General features: G+C 62.0%; 24 protein-coding genes. 17 read left to right on the plus strand and 7 right to left on the minus strand.

The genetic code is table 11. The features are described from left to right. Nucleotides 1-170 precede the first annotated feature (170 nt). The 7 genes from J3Q04_RS12545 to mqo all read left to right on the plus strand — a co-directional run bounded on the left by J3Q04_RS12545 (nucleotide 171) and on the right by mqo (nucleotide 10,147). Nucleotides 171-1,946 carry a PQQ-dependent methanol/ethanol family dehydrogenase gene (locus J3Q04_RS12545; RefSeq protein ID WP_434605778.1) on the plus strand — a complete coding sequence of 592 codons (1,776 nt, stop codon included), beginning with the start codon at nucleotides 171-173 and terminating at the stop codon, nucleotides 1,944-1,946. A 270-nt stretch (nucleotides 1,947-2,216) separates the two neighbouring features. Continuing rightward, entirely contained in the window at nucleotides 2,217-3,737 is a 1,521-nt protein-coding gene (exaC, locus tag J3Q04_RS12550; RefSeq protein ID WP_420763895.1) for an acetaldehyde dehydrogenase ExaC, read from the plus strand. Nucleotides 3,738-4,019: 282 nt separating this feature from the next. Next, entirely contained in the window at nucleotides 4,020-4,091 is a 72-nt protein-coding gene (gene pqqA / locus J3Q04_RS12555; protein ID WP_003243383.1) for a pyrroloquinoline quinone precursor peptide PqqA, read from the plus strand. A gap of 130 nt (nucleotides 4,092-4,221) precedes the next feature. Further along, on the plus strand, nucleotides 4,222-5,379 hold the full coding sequence (ercA, locus tag J3Q04_RS12560; protein ID WP_420764037.1) for an alcohol dehydrogenase-like regulatory protein ErcA: 1,158 nt from the start codon (nucleotides 4,222-4,224) through the stop codon (nucleotides 5,377-5,379). Next, nucleotides 5,363-6,733, plus strand: coding sequence for an ATP-binding response regulator (locus J3Q04_RS12565; RefSeq protein WP_434558874.1), 1,371 nt, complete (start codon nucleotides 5,363-5,365; stop codon nucleotides 6,731-6,733). Before ercA ends, J3Q04_RS12565 begins: the two co-directional genes overlap by 17 nt. Nucleotides 6,734-6,919: 186 nt before the next feature. Next, entirely contained in the window at nucleotides 6,920-8,125 is a 1,206-nt protein-coding gene (locus J3Q04_RS12570; RefSeq protein WP_434558872.1) for a DUF1624 domain-containing protein, read from the plus strand. A 378-nt stretch (nucleotides 8,126-8,503) separates the two neighbouring features. Beyond that, the gene (mqo, locus tag J3Q04_RS12575) at nucleotides 8,504-10,147 is read left to right on the plus strand and encodes a malate dehydrogenase (quinone) (RefSeq protein ID WP_434605775.1); all 1,644 of its coding nucleotides are present in this window, start codon (nucleotides 8,504-8,506) and stop codon (nucleotides 10,145-10,147) included. Between the two features lie 73 nt (nucleotides 10,148-10,220). On the opposite strand, the gene J3Q04_RS12580 is transcribed toward mqo, so the two are convergent. Then, complete coding sequence (locus J3Q04_RS12580; protein ID WP_434605773.1) at nucleotides 10,221-10,670, minus strand: Rrf2 family transcriptional regulator; 450 nt, start codon at nucleotides 10,668-10,670, stop codon at nucleotides 10,221-10,223. Nucleotides 10,671-10,805: 135 nt separating this feature from the next. On the opposite strand from J3Q04_RS12580, the gene J3Q04_RS12585 reads away from it, so the two are divergent. After that, on the plus strand, nucleotides 10,806-11,705 hold the full coding sequence (locus J3Q04_RS12585) for an NAD(P)/FAD-dependent oxidoreductase (RefSeq protein ID WP_434605771.1): 900 nt from the start codon (nucleotides 10,806-10,808) through the stop codon (nucleotides 11,703-11,705). 3 nt (nucleotides 11,706-11,708) lie between these two features. Here J3Q04_RS12585 and J3Q04_RS12590 read toward each other — a convergent pair whose 3' ends face one another. The 3 genes from J3Q04_RS12590 to J3Q04_RS12600 are packed head-to-tail and all read right to left on the minus strand — an operon-like array spanning nucleotide 11,709 to nucleotide 14,740. Continuing rightward, nucleotides 11,709-13,016 carry a CitMHS family transporter gene (locus J3Q04_RS12590; protein WP_434605769.1) on the minus strand — a complete coding sequence of 436 codons (1,308 nt, stop codon included), beginning with the start codon at nucleotides 13,014-13,016 and terminating at the stop codon, nucleotides 11,709-11,711. Nucleotides 13,017-13,070: 54 nt separating this feature from the next. After that, nucleotides 13,071-13,394, minus strand: coding sequence for an AtuA-related protein (locus tag J3Q04_RS12595; protein WP_434605767.1), 324 nt, complete (start codon nucleotides 13,392-13,394; stop codon nucleotides 13,071-13,073). After that, nucleotides 13,394-14,740 (minus strand): acyclic terpene utilization AtuA family protein, encoded by a 1,347-nt coding sequence (locus J3Q04_RS12600; protein ID WP_434605765.1) that lies wholly within the window; start codon nucleotides 14,738-14,740, stop codon nucleotides 13,394-13,396. The genes J3Q04_RS12595 and J3Q04_RS12600 overlap by 1 nt, the downstream gene beginning before the upstream one ends. Before the next feature lie 101 nt (nucleotides 14,741-14,841). On the opposite strand from J3Q04_RS12600, the gene J3Q04_RS12605 reads away from it, so the two are divergent. Beyond that, the gene (locus J3Q04_RS12605) at nucleotides 14,842-15,708 is read left to right on the plus strand and encodes a LysR family transcriptional regulator (RefSeq protein ID WP_434605763.1); all 867 of its coding nucleotides are present in this window, start codon (nucleotides 14,842-14,844) and stop codon (nucleotides 15,706-15,708) included. 105 nt (nucleotides 15,709-15,813) lie between these two features. On the opposite strand, the gene J3Q04_RS12610 is transcribed toward J3Q04_RS12605, so the two are convergent. Continuing rightward, nucleotides 15,814-16,665 (minus strand): CAP domain-containing protein, encoded by an 852-nt coding sequence (locus tag J3Q04_RS12610; RefSeq protein ID WP_420763905.1) that lies wholly within the window; start codon nucleotides 16,663-16,665, stop codon nucleotides 15,814-15,816. Between the two features lie 195 nt (nucleotides 16,666-16,860). Next, complete coding sequence (locus tag J3Q04_RS12615; protein WP_434605761.1) at nucleotides 16,861-17,634, minus strand: L-iditol 2-dehydrogenase; 774 nt, start codon at nucleotides 17,632-17,634, stop codon at nucleotides 16,861-16,863. 213 nt (nucleotides 17,635-17,847) lie between these two features. On the opposite strand from J3Q04_RS12615, the gene J3Q04_RS12620 reads away from it, so the two are divergent. From J3Q04_RS12620 to J3Q04_RS12630, 3 genes are all read left to right on the plus strand, one after another. After that, nucleotides 17,848-18,789, plus strand: a complete 942-nt coding sequence (locus J3Q04_RS12620) for an AraC family transcriptional regulator (protein WP_434605760.1) — start codon at nucleotides 17,848-17,850, stop codon at nucleotides 18,787-18,789. 75 nt (nucleotides 18,790-18,864) lie between these two features. Further along, entirely contained in the window at nucleotides 18,865-20,091 is a 1,227-nt protein-coding gene (locus J3Q04_RS12625; protein ID WP_434605758.1) for an RtcB family protein, read from the plus strand. A gap of 11 nt (nucleotides 20,092-20,102) precedes the next feature. Then, on the plus strand, nucleotides 20,103-20,738 hold the full coding sequence (locus J3Q04_RS12630) for a hypothetical protein (protein ID WP_434605756.1): 636 nt from the start codon (nucleotides 20,103-20,105) through the stop codon (nucleotides 20,736-20,738). A 243-nt stretch (nucleotides 20,739-20,981) separates the two neighbouring features. Here the strand turns inward: J3Q04_RS12630 and J3Q04_RS12635 are convergent, their stop codons facing one another. Further along, on the minus strand, nucleotides 20,982-21,887 hold the full coding sequence (locus tag J3Q04_RS12635) for a LysR substrate-binding domain-containing protein (RefSeq protein WP_420763910.1): 906 nt from the start codon (nucleotides 21,885-21,887) through the stop codon (nucleotides 20,982-20,984). Nucleotides 21,888-22,042: 155 nt separating this feature from the next. On the opposite strand from J3Q04_RS12635, the gene J3Q04_RS12640 reads away from it, so the two are divergent. The 5 genes from J3Q04_RS12640 (at nucleotide 22,043) to J3Q04_RS12660 (ending at nucleotide 26,125) form a co-directional block, all read left to right on the plus strand. Continuing rightward, entirely contained in the window at nucleotides 22,043-23,167 is a 1,125-nt protein-coding gene (locus J3Q04_RS12640; RefSeq protein ID WP_420763911.1) for an NAD(P)/FAD-dependent oxidoreductase, read from the plus strand. Beyond that, entirely contained in the window at nucleotides 23,157-23,486 is a 330-nt protein-coding gene (locus tag J3Q04_RS12645; protein WP_434605754.1) for a (2Fe-2S)-binding protein, read from the plus strand. Before J3Q04_RS12640 ends, J3Q04_RS12645 begins: the two co-directional genes overlap by 11 nt. Continuing rightward, a complete protein-coding gene (locus tag J3Q04_RS12650; protein WP_434605752.1) occupies nucleotides 23,479-24,852 on the plus strand; it encodes an FAD-dependent oxidoreductase in 1,374 nt (457 codons plus the stop codon). Before J3Q04_RS12645 ends, J3Q04_RS12650 begins: the two co-directional genes overlap by 8 nt. After that, a complete protein-coding gene (locus tag J3Q04_RS12655) occupies nucleotides 24,849-25,199 on the plus strand; it encodes a RidA family protein (protein WP_434605750.1) in 351 nt (116 codons plus the stop codon). Before J3Q04_RS12650 ends, J3Q04_RS12655 begins: the two co-directional genes overlap by 4 nt. A 143-nt stretch (nucleotides 25,200-25,342) precedes the next feature. After that, nucleotides 25,343-26,125, plus strand: coding sequence for an ABC transporter substrate-binding protein (locus J3Q04_RS12660; RefSeq protein WP_420763915.1), 783 nt, complete (start codon nucleotides 25,343-25,345; stop codon nucleotides 26,123-26,125). Nucleotides 26,126-26,127 lie beyond the last annotated feature (2 nt).

Consider the following 26,127-nt stretch of genomic DNA (forward strand, 5'->3'; position numbering starts at 1 on the left):
CCAGCGGGAGCAAGCTCCCTCGCCACGGGGTATTTGCTTACCTCTATGTGTACCAAGGAACTAGAAAACTCAACACAGCGGGCAATTGTTGGCGGCGGCCCCCGGCCCAAGAATCTGCGACAGACCGGGAAATTTTCCCGGGTATAACAATAACCGCAGAGGTAGCCGCCATGATTCATCCCGCACGTCGCCAGCCCTTCGCCGTAAGCCTGCTGCTCAGTGCCATGCTGCTGTCCGGCTCGGCCTTGGCCGCCGTGACCGACCAGGAAATTCTCCAGGACCCGAAGAATCCGCAGCAGGTCGTGACCAACGGCCTGGGCGTGCAGGGCCAGCGCTACAGCCCGCTCGATGCCCTCAATGTCGATAACATCAAGGACCTGCGTCCGGTCTGGGCGTTTTCTTTCGGCGGTGAAAAGCAGCGCGGTCAACAGGCCCAGCCCATGATCAAGGACGGGGTGATGTACCTCACCGGCTCCTACTCTCGGGTGTTTGCGGTGGATGCGCGCACCGGCAGGAAGCTCTGGCAATACGACGCGCGCTTGCCCGATGACATCCGCCCTTGCTGCGACGTGATCAACCGGGGCGTGGCGTTGTATGGCGACCTGGTGTTCTTCGGCACGCTGGACGCCAAGCTGGTGGCCCTGAACAAGGACACCGGCAAAGTGGTGTGGAGCAAGAAGGTCGCCGACCACAAGGAAGGCTATTCCATCAGCGCCGCGCCCATGGTTGTGAATGGCAAGCTCATCACCGGCGTGGCGGGGGGCGAATTCGGCGTGGTCGGCCAGATCACCGCATTCGATCCGAAAAATGGCGCGTTGCTGTGGACCCGGCCGACCGTTGAAGGCCACATGGGCTACGTCTACAAGGACGGCAAGGCCGTGGAGAACGGTATTTCCGGCGGCGAGGCGGGCAAGACCTGGCCGGGCGATCTCTGGAAAACCGGCGGCGCCGCGCCTTGGCTGGGCGGCTACTACGACCCGGAGACCAACCTGCTGCTGTTCGGCACCGGCAACCCGGCACCGTGGAACTCCCACCTGCGCCCTGGCGATAACCTTTATTCGTCGTCGCGCCTGGCCCTGAACCCGGACGATGGCACCATCAAATGGCACTTTCAGAGCACGCCCCATGACGGTTGGGACTATGACGGCGTCAACGAGCTGATCTCGTTCAACTACAAGGACGGCGGCAAAGACATCAAGGCGGCGGCGACCGCCGACCGTAACGGCTTCTTCTACGTGCTCGACCGCACCAACGGCAAGTTCATCCGCGGCTTCCCATTCGTCGACAAGATCACTTGGGCCACTGGCCTGGACAAGGATGGCCGTCCGATTTACAACGAGGCCAGCCGTCCGGGTGCGCCGGGCAGCGAGGCCAAGGGCAGCTCAGTGTTCGTCGCTCCGGCATTCCTCGGCGCGAAGAACTGGATGCCGATGGCCTACAACCAGGACACCGGTCTGTTCTACGTGCCATCCAACGAGTGGGGCATGGACATCTGGAACGAAGGCATCGCCTACAAGAAAGGCGCGGCGTTTCTCGGCGCTGGGTTCACCATCAAGCCGCTGAATGAGGATTACATCGGCGTGCTGCGGGCCATAGACCCGAAAACCGGCAAGGAAGTGTGGCGCCACAAGAACTTCGCGCCGCTGTGGGGCGGGGTGCTGACCACCAAGGGCAATTTGGTGTTCACCGGTACGCCTGAAGGGTTCTTGCAGGCGTTCAACGCCAAGACTGGGGAAAAGGTCTGGGAATTCCAGACCGGCTCCGGCGTGCTGGGCTCGCCGATCACCTGGGAAATGGACGGCGAACAGTACGTCTCCGTGGTCTCGGGTTGGGGCGGTGCGGTGCCGCTGTGGGGCGGTGAAGTGGCCAAGCGCGTGAAGGACTTCAACCAGGGCGGCATGCTCTGGACCTTCAAGTTGCCGAAGGAACTTGTCGCCAAGCGCTAAAACCTTGCCGAGAACCGTGGCGAGGGAGCTTGCTCCCGCTCGGCTGCGCAGCAGCCGCCAAAAGCGGGGAGTGCTGCGCACTCCAGCGGGAGCAAGCTCCCTCGCCACAAGGGCCTGCGCCGGCCTTGAACTTGCGCTTATCGCTTACAAACCTACGACCAAATAACGAGAGAGCCCCCTGCCAATGACGCATTCGTCCACCGCGCGGGGCTCTCTACCATCGGCCTATCGCCTGTCCCGCGACAGGCATCGACCAGGCAGAGGCCCATCATGATCTACGCACAACCCGGAACCCCAGGCGCCGTCGTTTCCTTCAAACCGCGCTATGGCAATTTCATCGGCGGCGAGTTCGTCGCGCCGGTCCACGGCGAGTATTTCACCAACACTTCGCCGGTCAATGGCGAAGTCATCGGCGAGTTTCCGCGCTCCAGCGCCGCCGACATTGACAAGGCCCTGGACGCGGCCCATGCCGCCGCCGATGCCTGGGGCAAGACGTCGGTCCAGGACCGCTCCCTGATACTGCTGAAAATCGCTGACCGCATCGAACAGCACCTGGAAATCCTGGCGGTCAGCGAGACCTGGGACAACGGCAAGGCCGTGCGCGAAACCCTTAACGCCGACGTACCGTTGTCAGCCGACCATTTTCGCTACTTTGCCGGCTGCATTCGCGCGCAAGAGGGCGGGGCCGCCGAGATCAACGAGTTGACCACCGCCTACCATTTCCACGAGCCGCTGGGCGTGGTCGGGCAGATTATCCCGTGGAATTTCCCGCTGCTGATGGCCGCCTGGAAACTCGCCCCGGCCCTGGCCGCCGGTAACTGCATCGTGCTCAAGCCGGCGGAGCAGACGCCGCTGTCGATCACGGTGTTCGTCGAGCTGATCGCCGATCTGCTGCCGGCCGGCGTGTTGAACATCGTCCATGGTTTTGGCCGCGAGGCCGGTGAGGCCCTGGCCACCAGCAAGCGCATCGCCAAGATTGCCTTCACCGGCTCCACACCGGTGGGTTCGCACATCATGAAATGCGCGGCCGAGAACATCATCCCGTCCACCGTGGAACTGGGCGGCAAGTCGCCGAATATCTTCTTCGAAGACATCATGCAAGCCGAGCCGGCGTTCATTGAGAAAGCGGCGGAAGGCCTGGTGCTGGCGTTCTTCAACCAGGGCGAAGTCTGCACCTGCCCATCCCGTGCCTTGGTGCAGGAATCGATCTATGCGCCGTTCATGGCCGAGGTCATGAAGAAAATCGCCAAGATCAAGCGCGGCAACCCGCTGGACACCGAGACCATGGTCGGTGCCCAAGCGTCCCAGCAGCAATACGACAAAATCCTTTCGTACCTGGACATCGCCCGGCAAGAGGGCGCCGAACTGCTTACCGGCGGCGCGGCCGAATGCCTTGAAGGAGACTTGTCGAGCGGCTATTACATCCAGCCGACCCTGCTCAAGGGCCACAACAAGATGCGCGTGTTCCAGGAAGAGATCTTCGGGCCGGTGGTGGGCGTGACCACTTTCAAGGACGAAGCCGAAGCCCTGGCGATCGCCAACGACACCGAGTTCGGCCTCGGTGCCGGCCTCTGGACCCGCGACATCAACCGCGCCTACCGCATGGGCCGGGCGATCAAGGCCGGTCGCGTCTGGACCAACTGCTACCACCTGTACCCGGCTCATGCGGCGTTCGGTGGCTACAAGAAATCCGGCGTCGGGCGTGAAACCCACAAGATGATGCTCGACCATTACCAGCAGACCAAGAATCTGTTGGTGAGCTATGACGTGAATCCGCTCGGGTTTTTCTGACCCTGGGAGATAACAAGCAGTTGCAGTGACCCTGTGGCGAGGGAGCTTGCTCCCGCTGGGCCGCGAAGCGGCCCTTTCCTTGATGCACATATTGATTGTGTGGCTGCTTATTTGGGGCTGCTGCGCAGCCCAGCGGGAGCAAGCTCCCTCGCCACAAGTGCTCGCTGCTCCAGTAGTACCAACGCACCCCACCCACCGCTTCGAAAGTAGCATTCGAGCCCTGGTCGCCCCGTGCATTAATGAACCTGCCGGAATCGCCCGGTACAAGAAGAGGAAAGACCCATGTGGACTAAACCCGCGTACACCGACCTGCGTATCGGCTTTGAAGTGACGATGTACTTCGCCAACCGATGAGGCGCCGGCCCGGCCTGATGCGTTCGGGCCGGGCTCCCCATTGGTCGGATTGCATTCATGGCGGGATGCTTTAGGCTCAACGTATCCCATGACAATAACAACAGGCTTACCGATGAGCCCCCCTGAAAAAATGAGCCTCAGCCCGCTGCGCAAGTTCGTTTCCCCTGAAATCATGTTCGGCGCAGGATGTCGGCACAACGTCGGCAACTACGCCAAGACCTTCGGCGCGCGCAAGGTGTTGGTGGTGACTGATCCCGGGGTCATCGCCGCCGGTTGGGTCGGCGATGTAGAAGCCAGCCTGCAAGCCCAGGGCATCGATTACTGCCTCTACAGCGACGTCTCGCCCAACCCACGGGTCGAGGAAGTGATGCTCGGTGCCGAGACGTACCGCGAGAACCATTGCGACGTCATCGTCGCGGTCGGTGGCGGCAGCCCCATGGACTGTGGCAAGGCGATCGGGATCGTGGTTGCCCATGGCCGCAGCATCCTTGAATTCGAAGGCGTGGATACGCTGCACGTGCCCAGCCCGCCGCTGATCCTGATTCCCACCACCGCCGGCACCTCGGCCGACGTCTCGCAGTTCGTCATTATTTCCAATCAGCAGGAACGCATGAAGTTTTCCATCGTCAGCAAGGCGGCGGTGCCGGACGTGTCGCTGATCGACCCGGAAACCACCCTGAGCATGGACCCGTTCCTGTCCGCCTGTACCGGTATCGACGCCCTGGTGCACGCCATCGAGGCGTTCGTCTCCACGGGTCACGGGCCGCTGACCGATCCCCATGCCCTGGAGGCAATGCGGCTGATCAACAACAACCTGGTGCAGATGATCGCCAACCCGGCGGACGTCGCCCTGCGGGAAAAGATCATGCTCGGCAGCATGCAGGCCGGGTTGGCATTTTCCAATGCGATCCTCGGCGCCGTGCATGCGATGTCCCACAGCCTGGGTGGCTTCCTCGATCTGCCCCATGGGTTGTGCAACGCAGTGTTGGTGGAACATGTGGTGGCGTTCAACTACACCTCGGCACCGGAGCGTTTCAAAGTGATTGCCGAGACCCTGGGCATCGATTGCCGGGGCCTCAACCATCGGCAGATCCGCACCCGGTTGGTGGAGCACCTGATCGCTCTCAAGCACACCATCGGCTTCCATGAAACCCTCGGACTGCATGGCGTCAGCACGTCGGACATTCCATTCTTGTCGCAACATGCGATGGACGATCCGTGCATCCTCACCAACCCTCGAGAGTCGAGCCAGCGGGATGTCGAGGTCGTCTATGGCGAAGCCCTCTGAGGAGCAGCAAAAAGCCCTGGCAGGCTTGCTGGGGCTGGGCAACCACTCGACACGCAAAAGCCACTACCCTGAACTGGCGGCGCGCCTCGATGAGCTGGAGCAGGCCCGACGGCACCTTCAACAGCTCAATGATCAACTGGAACAACGGGTGGCCGAACGCACCGATGCGTTGCTGGAGGCCAATCACAACCTGCAGCAGCAAATTGCCCAGCGCGAGCTGGTCGAGCAACAGCTGCGAGATGCCCGGGACGCCGCCCAGGCGGCCAACCGCAGCAAGGACAAATACCTGGCCGCCGCCAGCCATGACCTGCTGCAACCACTCAACGCCGCGCGCTTGCTGATTGCGACGTTGCGCGAGCGGCAACTGCCCGCCCCGGAACACGTACTGGTGGAGCGGACCCACCAGGCGCTCGAAGGCGCCGAGGATTTGCTCACTGACCTGCTGGACATCTCCCGCCTGGATCAAGCTGCTGTCAGGCCGGACCTGGCGCCTTATCGAGTGGATGAGCTACTCGCGCCGCTGGTGTCCGAGTTCCAATCGGTGGCCGGTGCCGCGGGCCTGGAATTGCGCGTGCGGTTTGCCGATGACGCGGTACTGACGGATCTGCGATTGATCACTCGCATCCTGCGCAACCTGCTCAGCAACGCCTGCCGATACACCGACCAGGGCGGCATCCTGCTGGCGGCTCGGCGTCGGGGAGGGCGGTTGCGTCTGGAAGTCTGGGACACGGGGCGAGGCATTGCCGCCGATTGCCTGGAGTCGATCTTCCTGGAGTTCAACCAACTGGACGTCGGTCGTGCGGCGGATCGCAAGGGCGTGGGCCTGGGACTGGCGATCGTCGAACGCATTGCCCATATCCTCGGTTATCGGGTGCAGGTGCGTTCGCGGCCGGGACGCGGCTCGGTGTTCAGCATCGACGTGCCGCTGTCGGCCGAGCGGCCGCTGCCCATGTCCCAGGTCCCGGTCCAGCCAGTGGCAGGCAATCCGCTGCCGGGTCGAAGGCTGTTGGTCATCGATAACGAAGTGAGCATTCTGCAAAGCATGGCGGCGCTGCTGGAACAGTGGGGTTGTGAAGTGCTGACCGCCACCGATCAAGCCGCTGCCCTCGACGTCCTGCGGGGCCGTGCCCCGGAACTGATCCTGGCGGATTTCCACCTTGATCATGGTGTGGTCGGCTGCGAGGTGGTCAGGCATCTGCGCGAGCATTTCCAGCGGGCGATTCCCGCCGTGATCATCACTGCCGACCGCAGCGACCAATGCCGCCGCGCCTTGCGCAAACTGAACGCGCCGCTGCTGAACAAACCGGTCAAGCCTGGAAAGTTGCGGGCGGTGTTGAGCCAGTTGCTCGCATAGGCCGCCGTACACAGATCCCCGTGGCCGCTGGGTCAACGGAAATGATGGGGCTGACAAGCCGCTTTGGCGAGCAGGCTCGCTCCCACAAGAACGAGGCATTTGCAGGTATTCGTGTTATGTTATCCGCTTTCATTTGGCAGGTATTCTCATCTGCCTTGTCCGGACCACGACCGCCCGAGTACCGCCATGAGTCTATCCCCAAGCGCGACAAGCCCAGCCGCTGTCATCGCGCCGACCCTTGCATCCACCACCGCAACAGCCGCCACACGCTTGCTCGCCATCGACGCCCTGAGGGGATTCGTCATGTTGTTGATGCTGGTGGACCATGTGCGCGAAACGTTTCTTCTGCATCGTCAGGTCACTGATCCGATCGATGCCCTGAGCGTGACCCCGGACCTGTTTTTCACCCGTTTGCTCAGCACGCTGTGCGCGCCGGTGTTCATCTTCCTTACCGGTTTGTCGGCATGGCTCTACAGCCAGAAACACACCGCCGGCCAGACCTCGGTGTTCCTGCTCAAGCGCGGTCTGTTCCTGGTGTTTCTGGAACTGACGTTCGTGTGTTTCGCGTGGAACGCCGAGTTTCCGCCGAAGACGCTGTGGTTGCAGGTGATCTGGTGCATCGGGATCTGCATGATCGTCCTGGCGGCGCTGCTGCATTTCAAGCGCAGCTGGCTGATTGTGCTTGGGGTCGCCATCGTCGCTGGGCACAACCTGCTGGACGGTATCGTGCTCGGGCCGGATTCACCGTTTTTCGTGCCGTGGTCGATTCTTCACCAGCGGGCGTTCATCGACATCACCGAGTTCACCCGGGCCCGCACCACCTATCCGGTGCTGCCATGGATTGGCGTGATCCTGCTGGGTTGGGGTATCGGGCCATGGTTCGCCAAGGACGTGGAGCCCGCCGTGCGCCTGCGGCGGTTGTTCATGGTCGGCCTTGGCTTATTGATCGCCTTCGCGTTGATCCGCTATGTCAATGTCTACGGTGATAAACCCTGGGTCCAGACCGGTGATGGGTTGCGCACATTCATGAGTTTCATGAGTGCGACGAAATATCCGCCGTCGTTGATGTTTCTCATGCCGACGCTGGGGCTGGGCTTGATCCTGCTGGCCCTGTTCGAAAAAGCCCAGGAGCGGGGGAGCATCGCGAAACTGGCGATCTACGGCGGCGCGCCGATGTTTTTCTACTTGCTGCACCTCTACGTGCTGAAGGCCATGTACCTGGTTGCGGTCGCCTTGTGGGGAACCAACCAGGGCGCGTATTTCGGCTTCGATCACTTGCCAATGGTCTGGTTGTGGAGCGTTATGCTGGCCGTCGTGCTGTTTTTTCCAACACGTTGGTTCGCCGCCTTGAAACAACGCCGTCGCGATATCTCGCTCCTCAAGTACCTCTGATTTGGCGAAACCGCGATATTTGCGGGACGCAACCGAGCCATTAAAACGCCGCCATTTGGTCGGCGTTTTTGCCTGAAATGTAAAAATACGCTTCGGTCTGTTTGGTTCATTCTGTAAACTCCCCCCGCTGCGACAATCGGGCACGGCCACGCCGGGCCCGATCCAGACCGTTTTGCAGTGTCCCTCACCCAGCTGAAGCCAAGACCTACAAGAAGTCAGCGCCGGAGAGACATAAATGTGAGGCCGATATGCTCGGCCCCTGTAGGTCCATCCTCCAGTCCACTCGATACCCGCCCGCCGGCCTTGCCGCAATGGGGTGTGGTTGATGCTTGAACAAAATCGGAGGACGGAATGGCGTTCCATCCTAGGGATACACACATGTTGAAGAAAACACACACGGCGCTATTGGGCCTGGCGATGGCGATGGGTCTTGCGACCACGCACGCCGCCGAGCCGAAAAAAGTGGATGTCTTGCTCATTGGTGGCGGCATCATGAGTTCGACCCTCGGCGTCTGGCTCAATGAGCTGGAGCCGGGCTGGACCATGGAAATGATCGAGCGCCTGGACGGTGTTGCCGAAGAAAGCTCCAACGGCTGGAACAACGCCGGTACCGGTCACTCCGCGCTGGCCGAGCTGAACTACACGCCGGAAGACAAGAACGGTAAGGTCGAGATCGTCAAGGCCATCGAGATCAACGAAGCGTTCCAGATCTCCCGTCAGTTCTGGTCCTGGCAGGTCAAGAACGGTGTGCTGAAGAACCCGCGCTCGTTCATCAACTCCACGCCGCACATGAGCTTCGTCTGGGGTGATGACAACATCGCGTTCCTGAAGAAGCGCTACGACGCGCTCCAGGCCAGCCCGCTGTTCGCCGGCATGCAGTACTCCGAGGATCCGGCGCAGATCAGTAAATGGGTTCCGCTGATGATGCAAGGGCGTGACCCGAGCCAGAAAGTCGCGGCCACCTGGAGTCCGCTGGGTACCGACGTGAACTTCGGCGAAATCACCCGTCAATTCGCAGCTCACCTGCAATCCAAGCCGAACTTCTCCCTCAAGCTTTCCAGCGAAGTGGAAGACATCACCCGCAACGAAGACGGCACCTGGCGCGTTTCGTACAAGAACCTCAAAGACGGGACCGAAACCGAGACCGACGCCAAGTTCGTGTTCATCGGTGCCGGTGGCGGCGCGCTGCACCTGCTGCAGAAGGCTGACATTCCAGAAGCCCGTGAATACGCCGGTTTCCCGGTGGGTGGTTCGTTCCTTGTGACCGAAAACCCGACCATCGCTCAGCTGCACCTGGCCAAGGCCTACGGCAAGGCTTCGGTTGGCGCGCCGCCGATGTCGGTGCCGCACCTGGACACCCGCGTGCTTGATGGCAAGCGCGTGATCCTGTTTGGCCCGTTCGCGACGTTCTCCACCAAGTTCCTGAAGAACGGTTCGTACTTTGACCTGCTGACCAGCACCACGACCCACAACGTGTGGCCGATGACCAAGGTCGGTATCGAACAGTACCCGCTGGTGGAATACCTCGCCGGTCAGCTGATGCTGTCGGACGAAGACCGCTTCAATGCTCTGAAAGAGTATTTCCCGGACGCCAAGCAGGAAGACTGGCGCCTGTGGCAAGCCGGCCAGCGCGTGCAGATCATCAAGCGTGACGAAGAGAAGGGCGGCGTGCTGAAACTCGGCACTGAAGTCGTCGCTTCCCAGGATAGCAGCATCGCCGGCCTGCTGGGCGCCTCGCCAGGTGCCTCGACCGCTGCGCCGATCATGCTGACCGTGCTTGAAAAAGTCTTCAAGGACAAAGTCGCCACCCCGGCCTGGCAGGAAAAACTGCGCCAGATCGTACCGAGCTACGGCACCAAGCTGAACGAAAGCCCTGAGCGTGTTGCGCAGGAATGGGCCTACACCAGCGAAGTGCTGCAACTGGACCCGCCACCGGCTATCGGCAAGGCTGGCACCGTTGTAGCTCCGGCCCAGCCGGCTGCTGCTCGGCAATCCAATCCAGCGGCTGACATGGCGCTGTAAACCGGACGCTGTCTGGTCAGGTAAAAAAACGCCGCTCATTGAGCGGCGCTTTTTTATGTGCGTGCGCCAGGAATCAGAGGTGACGCTCGACCTTGGGCTCGTCCCGAAACCGCGTATCAAAATCCTCCGCCAACTGGGCCAACGTGATACTGCCCAGACGCTCAAGCAACAACGCCTGGGCCTCATCGAACGCATCCGTCAGCGCCGCATTCACCGCTTGTTCAACCAGGCATTGCGGATGATCAGTGGACAGGCCGATGGCGAAAATCGACGTGCTGCCCAACGCCTGATGAATGTCCAGCAGCGTCATCTCCGCCAACGGTTTAGCCAGGCTCCATCCACCGCGATGGCCTTTCTCCGAAGTGACGTAACCCCGTTCCTTGAGCAACGCCATGGTTCGGCGCACCACGACCGGGTTGGTACCCAGCATCTGGGCGAGGGTGTCGGAGGTCGCCGATTGCTGGTGGCGATCCATATGAATCAAGACGTGCAGCATGCGTGATAGGCGGGTGTCGTTTCTCATGGGCGGGTCCGAAGGTAAATCTGCGCGGAGTATCGCCTGTAATGGCAAAAGTTACGAGACCATTGACAGGCGCTTTTCAAGAAACATACGATGTTTCGAGAAAATCCCACTCCTTCGAAAAATGGAGATCGCCCCATGGAACACGACATCATCATCGCTGGCGGCAGCTACGCCGGCCTGTCCGCTGGCCTCCAATTGGCCCGCGCCCGTCAAAAGGTGCTGGTAATCGACGCCGACCAGCGTCGCAACCGGTTTGCAGCGACTTCCCATGGTTTCCTAGGACAGGACGGCCGCGCCCCGGATGACATTGCCAGTGACGCCCGTGCCCAACTCATGGCTTACCCGACCGTGGAATGGCTGTCGGATAGCGCGATCCACGCCACCCGCGACGCGGACGGCTTCGTCGTCGAAACGGCCCGGGGACAACGCTACAGTGCCAAACGCCTGTTGCTCGCCACCGGCGTGATCGATGAGTTGCCCGATGTGCCAGGATTGAGGGAGCGTTGGGGAAAAAACGTTTTCCATTGCCCGTACTGTCATGGCTATGAATTGGAGCGGAGGCCGATTGGTGTGCTGGCGACGTCGCCGATGTCGCTGCACCATGCCTTGATGCTGCCCGACTGGGGCCCGACGACGTTTTTCACCAATGGTGTGTTCGAGCCTGACCGTGAGCAACAGGACAGCCTGGCGCAACGCGGTGTGACCTTGGTGCCGGAACGTGTCGAACGTATTGAAGGCGATCGGGCCAATGTGGTGTTGGCGGGCGGGCGAGTGATCGCCATTGAAGGCCTGTTTGTCTTGCCGCATACCCGCGTTGCCAGTTCCCTCGCCAGATCCCTGGGTTGCAACTTTGAAGAAGGCCCGCTCGGGGCGTTCATCCAGGCCGACCCGATGACCCGGGAAACCAGCATTCCCGGGGTGTTTGCTTGTGGCGACGCGGCGATGCCGTTCGGCTCGGTCGCGCTGGCCGTTGGTGATGGGGTGAGGGCGGGCTCCGGGGTGCATCGGTCGTTGATCTTCCAGACCCACCCTTGAAACTCAGACCTGTACCGCGCCGGTTGCCACGGCGAAAGCGAGCATCACCAGGCTGACGCCCCAGGCCCAGAAAAACGTATAGGCCATGTGCTTGCGCAGTTCGACGCCGGACAACGCAAGCGCCAGGTAGACGCTGGGCACCACCGGGCTGATGGAGAACCCGGTGTTCTCGCCGATCAACATGGCCCGGGCGACCGCTTCGAGGGGAACGCCGGCCGCGGCGGCCACGTCCCTGATCACCGGTAGCAGGGCGAAATAATAGGCGTCCGGCGAAAAAATCATGCCCAGGGGCACGCCGAAGAAGCCGACGATCACGTGCAGGTATTGGGCAGAACCCGCGGGCAGGATATCGATCAGCGCCAAGGCCATGCCGTCGGACATCTTCGCGCCGGAGAGCACGCCCAGCAGGACGGCGGCAGCCATCATCACCAGGACCATCTGCAGTGCATCGGATGCATGAGCCTTGAGGCGTTCGGCCTGGGCGTCCAGGGATGGGAAATTCAGCGGCAGGGCGATGCCCAGTCCCACCATGAAACACGCATACAAAGGGAAAATACCGGTGAACAGGCACACCAGGATGCCACCGGTCAGGGCCACGTTCAGCCAGTAGCGCGGCTCCCGGGGAGAAAGACTGAATTCGCGATCCTGGGTTTGCAGACCGTCTACATCACACGTTGCGGCCGCCCCCAGCGACACCGGTTGGCGACGCTGGGCGCGCAGGCCTAATACCGTCGCCACCCCGAGCATGCACACCAGGCCCACCATCTGCACCGGCAGCAAGCCCAGCCACAGCTCGGTGGCGTCCAGGCCCGACACCGCGGCGGCGCGGGCGGTCGTGCCGCCCCAAGGCACCATATTGATGACGCCCGCCGTGGTGCCCACCAGACACAGCAACATCGCCGGGCTCATGTTCAAGCGTTTGTACAAGGGCAGCAGCGCCGGGATAGTCAGCAGGAACGTGGCGGCGCCAACGCCATCCAGGTGCACCACCGACGTCACCAATACGGTCACCAACGCCACAGCCAGGGGTTTGCCGCCCGTGCTGCGGATCAGCAGGTTGACCAGAGGATCGAACAACCCCCGGTCACGCATGATGCCAAAGAACAGGATGGCAAACAGGAAGAGCGCGGCAGTCGGCGCAACCGTGATCAGGCCGGCCTTGATGAATTCGCCAATCTGCCCGAGATTGAACCCCGCGAGCAGACAAACGATCACGGGAAGGGTGGTGAACGCCACCACCGGGCTGATCCTGCGCAGCAATATCAGTCCGATGATGGCAAGCATCATCAAAAAACCCAGGGTTGTAATCATGTTGCAGCCTCTCTTTTTATTCTTGTCGGATGGTTCGGGCGGGCGAAGGATCGATCAGTCTCCCGGGCCTGGCAGGTGCAGGGCCAACAGCAGATAGCTCAAGCTCTTGCCGTGGCGGTCCAGGCCGCAACTGCGGTTCACGCCGCCCTCCAGGGCGTCTTCAAGGACAAAATTCAGTGCATTGAGGTTCGGCAGTTCATAGCGCTGCACCATGGAAGGCCGCCGCGTGGCGAATTGCTCGGCCACCCGTTCGCAGGTCAGCTCCCGCAGCAACCAAGCGTAGTGGGCCGCGTCATGGGGAAACACCGCGATGCTGAGAATGTTGCCTTTGTCGCCGGCACGGGCGTGGGCAAAATCGGCGAGCGTGACGAGGTTCATCAGTACCACTCCAGGGTTGTATGGATTTCACCGCGCGGCAGCAGGAAACTGCGAGTGGTGATGGCCTCGACGAGGTGTCGCCGAACGCCACCGCCGCCGGCTGGCCCGTTGGTGTAGAGCGATTCCACCTCGGCCAACAGCACTTCGAGCAACGACCGGTCGGTGTGGGTCAGGCCGATGCGCACGCGCACATCTTCGAGGGCTGGTGCCTGGGCGAGTTGCTTTTGCAGATAGCGACCGCCCTGGTCGTTGAACAGGCTGGCGACGCCGGAAAGATCGATCCAGGGCTGTACGCCTGGCGCCAACCGGTCGAAACGCTCCAGCAGGATTTCTCGCGCCAATGCCGCACGCGCCACGGCGCCGGGGCCGGCATAGGATATTTCCGCCTCGCCGAACCAGAGGCCACGCACGCCCGCCAATCCTTTGAGCGTGTCAGGACGCGGATGGCCGAGCAGGCCGCTGATTTCCACACGGTCGTTGCCCAGGTCCTGCACGCGTGCTTCGCCCAGATCCAGTACAACGTCCGGTGTCAGGTAGCGGCGAGGGTCGTGGACTTCGTAAAGAAGCTGCTCCTTCACGGTCTGCTCGCTGACCCGGCCGCCGCTGTGGCGGGTCTTGCCCAGGATCAAGCGGCCGTCCTCGTGGATTTCGGCGATCGGACAACCGAGATTGACCGGGTCTGGAATGTCTTTCATCCCGGGATGCGCAAAATAACCGCCGGTGACCTGGGTGCAGCACTCCAACAGATGGCCGGCCGCCGTGGCGACGGCGATTTTCTGCCAATCGTCGGCGCTCCAACCCAACCCATGACGGATCGCGCCTACCGCCAGCGAAGGGTCGGCGACACGGCCACAAAGAACGATGCCGGCACCGTCGGTCAACGCCTGGACGATACCGTCGGCGCCGGTGTAGACGTTGACGGAGACAGGCTGTTGAGTATCGGACGACAGCCATCGCTCATAGCGCGGCGGTGTTTCTTCAAGCAGGTCGTCGCCGAGCACGCAGGCAATTTTCAGCCCAGGGAAACGACCGGCCAATGCACCGCGCAGTCGCTGGGCGGCCGCCCTCGGGTTGGCGGCGCCGCCGTTGGTGATGATCGGGATCCCGGCTTCGATGCAAAGGTCCAGCATGGGCTCGAGAAAATCGAACAACCGGGCGGAATAACCGGCCTGTGGATCGAGGCGCTTGCGCAGTTGCGCTTCGGCCAGGGTCCGCTCCGCCAGCAGCTCGAGCATGATGTACCGCTGGCCGCTGCGTTGTGCCAGGTCCTGGGCCAGTCGCAGGGCCGCGTCAGGCCGGTCATTGGCGAAACCGGCGCCACACCCGACGAGAATTGTTTTTGTCATGTCCGTTTTCCACTGAAGGGTGGCCCTATAGTGGAGAGGCTGGATTGTTCTGTGAATTTTAAAGGTAGAATCAATTGATCCAATAATTTTATGAGCGGGCCATGAACGTATCCTTCCGCCAGCTGCGTGCGTTTATCCTGATCGCTGAAACGTCCAGCTTTACCCGCACCGCCGAACAGCTGCACCTGTCCCAGCCGGCGCTGAGCTACAGCATCCGCAAACTCGAAGAGAGCATGGGCCTGCAATTGCTCGCGCGAAACACCCGCAGCGTCGAGCTGACCCCGGCCGGCGAGCATTTCCTGCCCCAGGCCCGGCGCATGCTTCGGGACATGGACGATGCCGTGCGCGACGCCCGCGACACCCTCAGCTTGAGCCGGGGCACGCTCAGGCTCGCAGCGTTGCCGACCGCTGCCGCGTCGTTCCTGCCGGGGGTCATCGCTTCTTTCCAGCGTGAGCATCCGGGCGTGAACGTGCATCTGCTGGATGGCCGAGCGGGGGAAATCATGGGCTGGGTGCAGCGTGGCGAGGTGGATGCCGGCATCAGTTCACTGCCGGACGACCTGTCTGGCTTGAGCTTCGAGCGCCTGTTGGATGACAACCTTGTGCTGCTGAGCCACAAGGATCATCAACGCGATTGGACGCAGCAGCCTTATATCGCCCTGACGCCGGACACCAGTATCCGGCCGTTGGCTGACGCTGCGTTGCGTTACCTGAATGTCGATCCGTTGCCCGCCTGGGAAGTGGCGCATATGAGCACCGCCACGGCCTTGGTGCGGGAAGGGCTGGGATTTTCGCTGTTGCCGGCCAGTTGTACGGCGGTGTTCAACATCGGCGAGCAATGCGCCGTCACCGCCATCGATCAACCGGCAAAACGTTCGATTGGCCTGCTGCAGCGCAAGCCAGTAGCCCCGTCACCGTCGTTGAGCCAGTTCATGGGGCATGTGCGGCAGGTATTGCGGCTGGAATGAGGGCCGATGCGCGGCCTTCGCGAGCAGGCTCGCTTCCACAGGGGAAAACCGCAATCCATGTGGGAGCGAGCCCTGCTCGCGAAGGCGCAAGGTCGATCAATACAATTACTGAGTGCCAAACATCGCCGTCCAATAGATCCCCGCATCGCTCTTCGGGTCCACCGCATACCCGGCGCCCAGTTCGCGATATTGCGGATTCATCAGGTTGGCGCAGTGCCCCGGACTTGCCAGCCAGCCGTCCACTACCTTCAGCGCGGTGTCCTGGCCGGCGGCGATGTTTTCGCCGATGGCCTGGCCCAGGTAACCCGCCAATTCAGCGCGATCGCCCGGCATGCGTCCGTCACGGTCCTTGTGATCGAAGAAATTGTTGTTGGCCATGGCCCGGGTGTGATTGACAGCGGCCAGGGCCAGCGTGGCGTTCCAGGCCAGCGGCGTCGTGGCGCTGAACGCATCGGTGCCGCAGCGGCGCGGCTGTGCGCGGGCGCTGTTGATCAGTTTGAGCAATTTCTGCCCTTCGGCCTGCCAATCACCCAGGCGCGCCGATAACAGCGGGCGGGCGAGCACGATGCGCCACTCACGGTCCAGGCGACTGACGCCGATATCGACAAATTGTGGGTCCAGCACAACTTGGCAGAAGCTTTCCTGTACAGCCTTCATTGCCGCTTGGGCGTCGCGCGGCCCGGACAGGCTGATGGCCTGCACATTGACCATCGGGTAGGCTGCTCGCGCCAACGCCTGTTGCAGATCGCCGATGCCATTGGCCGACAGGATCAACCGCGAATCCATCGCCAGCGGTGGCAATTCCAGGGACGCCTGGCCCGCGCAGCTTTGGGACTGGCTGCGGTAGAGGTTGATGGACTCGACCAGTTGCGTCTCCTCGGTGGCTGCGGCGCTGGTGGCAAACGCCAGTCCCAGCGACAGCGCGGCAAGACGCATGACGGAAAAAATGGCACGCATGTAAATCTCCCTTGAGCGGACGGCGCCTATGATGCGCAATTTTTGCCCCGCTGGGGCAACGGTATTCACGCTCTCTTGAAATCCCTTGCAACGGCACCGTTTGGTACCGTTTGGGACGATCCTCAAGTAGTCGGATCAATTTTCAGGCGATTAGGTCCATTTTCGTCGTCTCAAGGCCATAAAACTTCCAGCGCGTCAGCTCATCCAGTTGCCTCCGTCGACGTTGTAGGTCTGTGCCACTACGTATTCGCTTTCCGCCGACGCCAGGAAAATCGCCATGCCGACCAGGTCCTGGGCCGTGCCCATCCGGCCATACGGGACCTGTTGCCCGACCAGCCGCTTCTTTTCTCCCAACGGCAGGTTCTCATGGCGCGCGAACAGCGCGTCGACGCCGTCCCAATGTTCGCCGTCCACCACGCCAGGGGCGATGGCGTTGACGTTGATCCGGTGTTTGATCAAGTCCAGCCCGGCGGACTGGGTCAGGCTGATCACGGCAGCCTTGGAGGCACAATAGACCGCCACCAGGGCCTCGCCGCGCCGGCCGGCCTGGCTTGCCATGTTGATGATCTTGCCGCCGTGGCCCTGGCTGATCATCTGCCGAGCGGCGGCCTGCAAGGTGAACAACGTGCCGGCGACATTGATGGAAAACAGCCGTTCGTAGCTCTGGCGCGTGATTTCGACGACGGGCGCGAGGTCGAACAGGGCCGCGTTGTTGATCAGGATATCCAGCTTGCCCGCACGGGCCACGACTGCGTCGATGGCGCCATCGATTGACGCCTGGTCAGTCACGTCCATCTTGACCGCAAAGGCGCTGTCGCCCAGTTCAGTGGCGGTGGCTTTGGCACGCTCGAGGTCGATATCGGCAATCGCCACCGTCGCGCCTTCGTTGATATAGGCCTGGGCAAACGTGCGCCCGATGCCGCGGGCGGCGCCGGTCACCAGGGCGCTTTTTCCTTCCAGTCGTTTCATGGGGAGGTCCTGTCATTGTTAGGGGCAGGCCGATTACAGCAGCGCGGGCGGAAGCCGACAAACGCCAGTGGGGCTGAAAACTGATACTTTTTTAACGCGATCGACTACCCCAGCGCCCGTGTTAAAAAAGTATCGGTGCGCGGTCGCGACGAGGCTGGCGACGCCCTAGGCACTCGGCGTAAGGTGCCCGCAATAACGAGAAAGAGGCGCGACATGCCTGACCACCGAACGCTGCTGTACGATCACCGGCCTGCCGAGCTGGAAGTCATCCTGACCGAGCCCGAGCACAGTTTTCGCTGGTACGAACACGACTATCCCTATCCGCTGGCACGCTGGAACCATCATTCGGAGTTTGAAATCCACCTGATCCGCCAGGGCAGCGGCAGATTACTGGTCGGTGACTACATGGGCCCTTTCGGGCCAGGCCATGTGGCGATGATCGGGCCGGATTTGCCTCACGACTGGATCGGCGATGTCGCACCCGGGGAGCAGTTGGTCGGGCGCGACGTGGTGTTGCAGTTCGACGGTGCCACGCTGTTGTCGTTGCGCCGGACCTTACCTGAACTGGGGGATCTGCAGCGATTGTTCGAGCGGGCCAGACGTGGCCTGGCCTTTAGCGGCGGCACTGCGCGCCGTGCCGCGCAACTGCTCGAAGCGATCGGCCCGGCCAGGGGGCTGGCGCGACTGGCGCTGTTTCTCGAACTGCTCGACACCCTTGGCCATGCCGGCGACGGCGAGGCCTCATGCCTGGCCAGTCCTTGCTATGCGCCGGTCCTTGACGCGCGCAGCTCGGAGCGCATCCAAAAAGCGTTCGAATATCTGCAAGCCGAACTCACGGGCGACCTGCGCGTGTCAGAGATCGCCCAGCAACTGGGCATGAGCGAGCCCGGATTCTCTCGGTTCTTCAAACGCATCACCGGGCACGGGTTCATCGACCTGACGCGCAAGCTCCGGGTCCAGCGCGCCTGCCGGTTGCTGTCGCAGAGCGAAATGGCGGTGACCGATATCTGTTTTGAAGTCGGTTACAACAACCTGTCCAACTTCAATCGGCACTTTCGCGTCGAGATGAACCAGACGCCCAGCGAGTATCGCCACAGCCTCGAGGCAGGCTCGCCACATCCCGTCATGCAATCGCATTCGACAGACCGCACCTGAATCTGCGTTCATGGCCGGTGTCGAAAATCATGAGCCGGCAATCAAGCCGGTTCGCCTATAGACAGTGCTCCGGTCATGCAAGAAAACACCTACGACCTGCTGGAAGTCGCCAACGGCAAGCCCATCAAGCTCTGGACCCAGAGCGTCCCGGTGGAGCCCGAGGCCCGACAGCAATTGATGAACACCGCGAAGATGCCGTTTATCTTCAAGCACTTGGCGGTGATGCCCGATGTCCACCTCGGCAAGGGCTCGACCATAGGCAGCGTGATCCCGACCGTGGGGGCAATCATTCCCGCTGCGGTGGGGGTGGACATCGGTTGCGGCATGATTGCGGCCCGTACTTCACTGGATGCCGCCGATCTGCCCGACAACCTCCACGCCCTGCGTAGCGCCATTGAAAAAGCCGTGCCCCATGGCCGCAGCCTCAGCCATGGCGGGCGCGACAAAGGCGCCTGGAGCAACGTCCCACGGCACGCGGACCAGGCGTGGTCCGCGCTGGCCGCGCGGTTCAAGGCGATTACCGACAAATACCCGAAGCTGGCCCGCACCAACAATCGCCAGCACCTCGGGACCCTGGGCAGCGGTAATCATTTCATCGAGGTGTGCCTGGATGAGGCCAATCGGGTCTGGCTCATGTTGCACAGTGGCTCCCGGGGCGTGGGCAACGCCATCGGCAACCTGTTCATCCAGCTGGCCCAGGCCGATATGCGCCAACACCTCGCCAATCTGCCGGATCGAGACCTGGCCTATTTTGAAGAAGGCAGCCGGCATTTCGATGACTACGTCGAAGCGGTGGGCTGGGCTCAGGATTTCGCCCGGCAGAACCGGGCGTTGATGATGGACGCCGTGATACAGGCCACGCGACAGGTGATCAGCAAACCGTTCGAAGTGGCTTTGGAAGCGGTGAACTGCCATCACAACTATGTGCAGAGGGAGCGACACTTCGGACGCGAGGTGCTGGTGACCCGCAAAGGCGCGGTATCGGCGCAAAAAGGCGAACTGGGCATCATTCCCGGCTCGATGGGCGCCAAAAGTTTCATCGTCCGGGGCCTGGGCAACGAGCAATCGTTCTGTTCGTGCAGCCACGGGGCCGGTCGGGTCATGAGCCGCACCGAAGCGAAAAAGCGTTTCACCGTCGACGACCAAGTGCGCGCCACCGCCCATGTAGAGTGCCGCAAGGACGTCGCCGTGATAGATGAAATCCCCATGGCTTACAAAGACATAGAAAAGGTAATGCATGCACAACGTGAACTTGTCGAAGTGCTGCATACACTGCGTCAAGTGGTGTGCGTCAAGGGTTAGCGGAGCTCGTCATGTTGAGGATCGTTGAACAGTCGACCAGTGATGCGTTGCGCCAGCGGATGGAGAAAGCCGGTTGCGCGTTTGATTTCCTGGTCTTCGCGCCCGAGGCGGTTGATACCGTCGACCAAGCGCTGCATGGCCAGGCGGTAGACCGGCTGTTCCAGTACATCAAGGCTCAATGGCTCGAACAGCACCGTCAGTTGGTCGTGGATCCGTCCGTTGCCGACGTCCCGCCTCCAAACATGAACTGGGACTTGGCCAAAGCCCGACCCAGAGCGCTAGGGCGCGATGAGATCCTTCAACTGGTGCGTGTTGAAAAGACCGGGCGAAACCCGGAATCCTTCGCTTTGTACGACGCGTTCTGCGAGCCACCCTATGGCACTCGCTTCGTTGACGACACGCCCCAGGCGCTGTTCAAGGAATGGCTTGACGTGTTGGGGCTTGCACCGGATGCCCGCGTGGTGGTGGTGGACTGGGTCGATAATTTCAACTTCAACGGGTTGGCCAGCGACGAGCCCGATCCGACCCGGGACCCCTGGAGTGATTATTTCGCCGATGGCATGGAATGGTGGGGCGTTTGGTGCCTGAGTATCTGGAACCCCGAGCGTTGCACGCTGGGGGTGCTGGCGGCGAGCACGACGGATTGAGGCCCAGGAGAGACACGTCCCGATAGTCGAGCCTATACAAAACCCGTGGCGAGGGAGCTTGCTCCCACTCGGCTACATAGCAGCCGCAAAACGGCGAGTGAGCTTTACCTTGATTCCATTAAGGGGCTTGCTTCGCAGGCCATCGGCAGCAAGCTCCCTCGCCACGGGTTTTGCGGCAGTTCAGTTTTGGTCAAGTGATCCATCAAGTCTTCACTGATTTGCCCAATGGATCCGTTGAACCAGCTAAAACCGATACGCCGCCGGCACCTGCGCCTCGATGAATCGCTGCATGTGTTCCAGAAAGCACGCCTGCAATTTCGACAAGGGTCCCTGAATCGGCAGCAACATGCTGAAGTCCATTTCAATCGCCGGCTCGAAGGCGCGGAAGACGATGCCGTTGCCCCGGTATTCGACCGCGCTGATGGCGTCCACCAACGCAACGCCCAGGCCTTGCTCGACGAACGTGCACATGGGCTGGGAAAGCTGCGTCTCCAGGCGCAATTCACGTTCCACGCCGTGTGCGGCGAAGATCGCGTCGATGTGCTGGCGAGAACCAATGGACTGCGGATAGGAGATGAACCGCTCACCGTGCAGGTCTTGCGGCACGATCATCCGGCGATCCGTCAGACGATGGCCAGCGGGAAGGGCGCAGAGCATCCGTGTCGCCAGCAGTTTTTCAGCGCGGGGACTCGGGTAGGTGTTGGGCAGGACGATCAAGCCCAGGTCGCAACGCTGGCCCACCACCAGGTCCACGACTTCCCGCGAGGATTGCACCACCAGGGAAACCTGCACCTGGTCATGCTCGGCCATGAACGCGGCGATGGCCCGTGGCAGGAACGACAAGCCCATGGCCGGCGCGCAGGCGATGTGCAGCGATCCGCGCTTGAGGTTGCGGATGTCCTGTGCGGTCCGCGCGATGCGTTCCACGCCCAGCAGCGACCGCTGCACCTCCTGATAAAGCGTCATGGCTTCGGCGGTGGGTTGCAGCCGCCCCTTGATCCGGTCGAACAGGCTGAAGCCGATGTCTTCTTCCAGGCTGGCGATCAGCCGGGTCGCGGCGGGCTGGGAAATGTGCAGCATCTCGGCGGCGCGGGTCACCGTCTGCCCCAGGATCACTGCGCGAAAGGCTTCGAGCTGACGAAGGTTCATGGGCTTACCTATCCATAACAAAAAGACATGAACTGGACAAAATAAAGCATTTTTCACGAGCGCGGCAGCGCCCTAGCATCTTGTCCATCAAAGCATGTGTCCGAAATAAAGGCCTGTGCCCCCTGCAAGAAGCACCTCCACGGTAAAGAGCTGCCATGCAAAAAACTGATGTCATCATCGTCGGCGGTGGGTTGGTAGGTATGTCCATCGCTTATGGCCTGGCCCTGCTCGGACGCCAGGTGAGTGTGCTCGACGAGGGCGACGATGCCATACGCGCCGCCCGGGGCAACTTCGGTTTGCTCTGGGTCCAGGGCAAGGGTTTTGGGATGAGTCCTTATGCGCAATGGACCCGTGAGTCCGTGGCGCTGTGGCCACGCTTCGCCGCTGCGTTGCAGGCCGATACCGGCATCGATATCCACCTGCGCCAGCAGGGCGGTTTCCAACTGTGCCTGAGCGACGCGGAAATGGCCGAGGAGGCCGCGCGCCTTGGCTGGCTGCGCGAAGCCCTTGACGGCGATTACCCCTACGAACTGCTGGCACCGGCACAACTGCGCAGCCGTCTGCCCGGCATCGGGCCAGACGTGGTGGGCGGTTGCTTCTCGCCCATGGACGGTCATGTGAATCCGTTGAAACTGTTGCGTTCGCTCTACGCCGCATGCCAGGCCCGGGGCGTAACGTTGATCAATGGTCATCACGTCGATGCAATCGAACCCGATGCCAGTGGTTTTCGGCTACGTGCCGGCGACCAGCACTGGTCGGCCCGGCAGGTTGTCCTGGCCGCTGGCCTGGGCAATCGGAGCTTGGGTGAAATGGTTGGTCTGGATGTGCCCGTGCAACCGAACCGAGGGCAGATCCTGGTGACCGAGCGCCTCAAGCCCTTTCTCGATTACCCCACCACTTACGTGCGTCAGACCGACGAGGGCACCGTGCAATTGGGCGATTCCCATGAATCGGCAGGTTTCGACGATGGCACCGGTAGCCAAGTCATGGCTGCTATCGCGAGGCGCGCGGTGCAGTGTTTCCCGCTGTTGGGTGACGTGCGGCTGGTGCGTGCCTGGGGCGCGTTGCGGGTGATGAGCGCGGACGGGTTCCCCATCTACGAAATGTACCAGGGCTGCCCCGGGCTGTCGGTCGTCAGTTGCCACAGTGGTGTGACGTTGGCCGCCGCTCATGCCCTGCGCCTGGCCCCGTGGATTGCCGGTGAATTCGATGACCCGGCCGTGAAGCCATTCGGCTTGCACCGCTTTAGCTCATCCGTGGAGGTACGCCATGCTGGCTGACAGCCTTTTCAGACCTTTGGTCGCTGCGCAGCACAATGTGTTGATCGAATTCGAAGGCCAACCGTTGAGCGTGCCGGGGAATGTCTCGCTGGCGGCCGCCTTGCTCGCCAGCGGCGTCCGCCATACCCGCGAAAGCGCCATCAACGGCAGGCCCGGGGCGCCGTATTGCATGATGGGCGTGTGCTTCGAATGCCTGGTGCAGGTGGATGACCAGGCCAACGTCCAATCCTGCCTGGTGGCCGTGCGCGCCGGCATGCGCGTGCGCCGTCAATGTGGCGCCGCCAGCCTGGTAACGGGCCGGGAGCAAAGCGATGAGTAACGTCGCGATCGATCTGGTCATCATCGGCGCCGGACCTGCCGGCATGAGCGCGGCGCTCGAAGCCCGGTCCCGTGGATTGTCAGTGGTGGTACTGGACGAACAGGCCAGCCCCGGCGGGCAGATCTATCGCCAGGTCCTTCACGCCGATGCCTGCAGCCGCGCGGTCCTGGGTGAGGATTACCGCGTGGGCGCTGGATTGGCGGCGGAATTCATGCAGTGTGGAGCCCGCTATTTGCCCAACGCGGCAATCTGGCAAGTCACACCGCAGCGCGCGGTTCATTACCTGATCGACGGCCGTGCGCGAGTCTTGCAGGGGCGCCATCTGCTGATTGCCACCGGCGCCCTCGAACGGCCGATGCCGATTCCCGGCTGGACCTTGCCCGGGGTGATGACCGCCGGCGCGGGGCAGATCTTGCTCAAGAGCGCGGCGATGGTTCCGGCCGGGCCCGTGGTCCTGGCAGGTTGTGGTCCGCTGTTGTACCTGCTGGCAGTGCAGTACCTGCGGGCCGGGATCGTCATCGACGCGCTGGTCGATACCAGCCATCGGCGCGATCTCATCAAGGCCTGGCGTGAGATACCCGGGGCGCTCCGTGGTTGGCGTGACTTGCTCAAGGGGGCGGGGTTACTGGCTGAATTGAAGCGTGCCGGTATCCGCCATTTTCGCGGTGCCGCTCATTTGCGCATCGAGGGCGAGGATCGTGCCAGGGCGTTGAGTTTCGACAGTGGCGGGCGGCATCACCAGGTAGGTGCCGAGCTGATTTTGTTGCACCAGGGCGTGGTCCCTCATACGCAGGTCAGCCGGTCGCTGCGCCTGGAACATGACTGGAGCGAGTCGCAGCTGTGCTGGGTCCCGCGCCGCAATGGCTTTGGCGAAACCAGTGCTCCTGGCATCTTCATTGCCGGTGACGGCGGTGGCATCGGCGGCGCCCAGGTGGCGCGACTCGAAGGGCGGTTGGCGGCGCTGGCCGTGGCCGGATGTCAGGAGCCCGCGCGTCGCGTCCAGAAGGCATTACGCCGCGCCCGTGCGGCGCGGCCATTGATCGATGCCCTTTATCGCCCATCGACGCAGAGCTGCGTTCCCGCCGATGACGTCACGGTGTGCCGCTGCGAAGAAGTCAGCGCCGGTGATATCCGCCGTCATGTCGACCTCGGCTGCCTGGGGCCCAACCAGACCAAGGCCTTCGGCCGCTGCGGCATGGGCCCGTGCCAGGGCCGCCAGTGTGGCTTGACTGTCACGCAGATCATCGCCGCCCATCGCCGGGTTTCACCCGCCGAGGTCGGCGACTACCGCATCCGTGCGCCCCTCAAACCCATCACGCTGGCCCAACTGGCCGGCGAAAGCCACTCATTGGAGCAACTGTCATGACCATCCAACGTATCGAAAGCAACCCGCGCCTGAGCCGTAGCGTCGTGCACAACGGCGTGGCCTGGCTCAGCGGCATCGTCGCCGCCGATTGTAGCCAGGACATCGAGGGCCAGACCCGCCAGGTGCTGCAACGGGTCGATGAACTGCTCGCCGCGTCGGGTAGCGATAAACGTCGGCTGCTCAGCGTGCAAATCTGGATGAAAGACATGGGGCGCGATTTCGCCGCGATGAATGCGCTGTGGAGTGATTGGGTCGAGGCCGCGCATACCCCGGCGCGGGCCACCGCACAGGTGGCGTTCGATGACCCGCAGATCCTGCTGGAACTGATCGTCACCGCGGCGGTGTAGCACCGCCGGACCGCTGTGCTGCCGTCCCCGGGCAAGACGACCACCAGAGCCGTCGCCCGCGCTTGTTCACGTTGCTGCTGCCATAACGGACGGCTTCCCCCCGGAGCGTCCGAAATCAATAACATCGCATCCGGAGCTAATGAATGAACATCAAACGCATTGCACTTAACCTGGGCATCGTCTCGTTGCTGGCGTTCGGCGCCAACCTGCAGGCCGCGCAGACTTCGTTGCGCATCGGCATCGAAGCGGCCTATCCACCGTTCGCCTCTAAAACCCCGGACAACGCCATCGTGGGTTTCGACTACGATATCGGCCAGGCCTTGTGCGCCGAGATGAAGGTCCGTTGTGAATGGAAAGAGCAGGAGTTCGATGGCTTGATCCCGGCGCTCAAAGTGAAGAAAGTCGACGCGGTGATTTCCTCCATGTCGATCACGCCGGAGCGGATGAAATCGGTCGACTTTACCGACCGTTACTACCGAATCCCGGCTCGCCTGGTGTTTCGCAAGGGCAGCGGCATCAACGCGATTCCCGCGCAGCTCAAGGGCAAGCGAATCGGCGTGCAACGGGCGACCAACTTCGATCGCTACGTCACCGACAAGCTTGCCCCGGCCGGCGCCGAAGTCATCCGCTACGGTTCGCAGAACGAGATCTTCCTCGACCTGCTGGGCGGCCGTCTGGACGCGACGATGGCCAGTTCGGTCGTCATCGACGAAAGCTTGCTCAAGCGGCCGGAAGGCAAGGATTTTGAATTTGTCGGACCCAATTTCGTCGAAGAACAATACTTCGGCACGGGCATCGGTATCGCGGTGCGCAAAAACGATCCGCTGGCGAGCCGCTTCAACCGGGCCCTGGCAACCATTCGCGCCAATGGCACGTACGATCGGATTCGCCAAAAATATTTCGATTTCGATATCTACGGTGAATAATC

It is taken from the genome of Pseudomonas sp. D4-21, from assembly GCF_051132125.1.
Taxonomy (GTDB): domain Bacteria; phylum Pseudomonadota; class Gammaproteobacteria; order Pseudomonadales; family Pseudomonadaceae; genus Aquipseudomonas.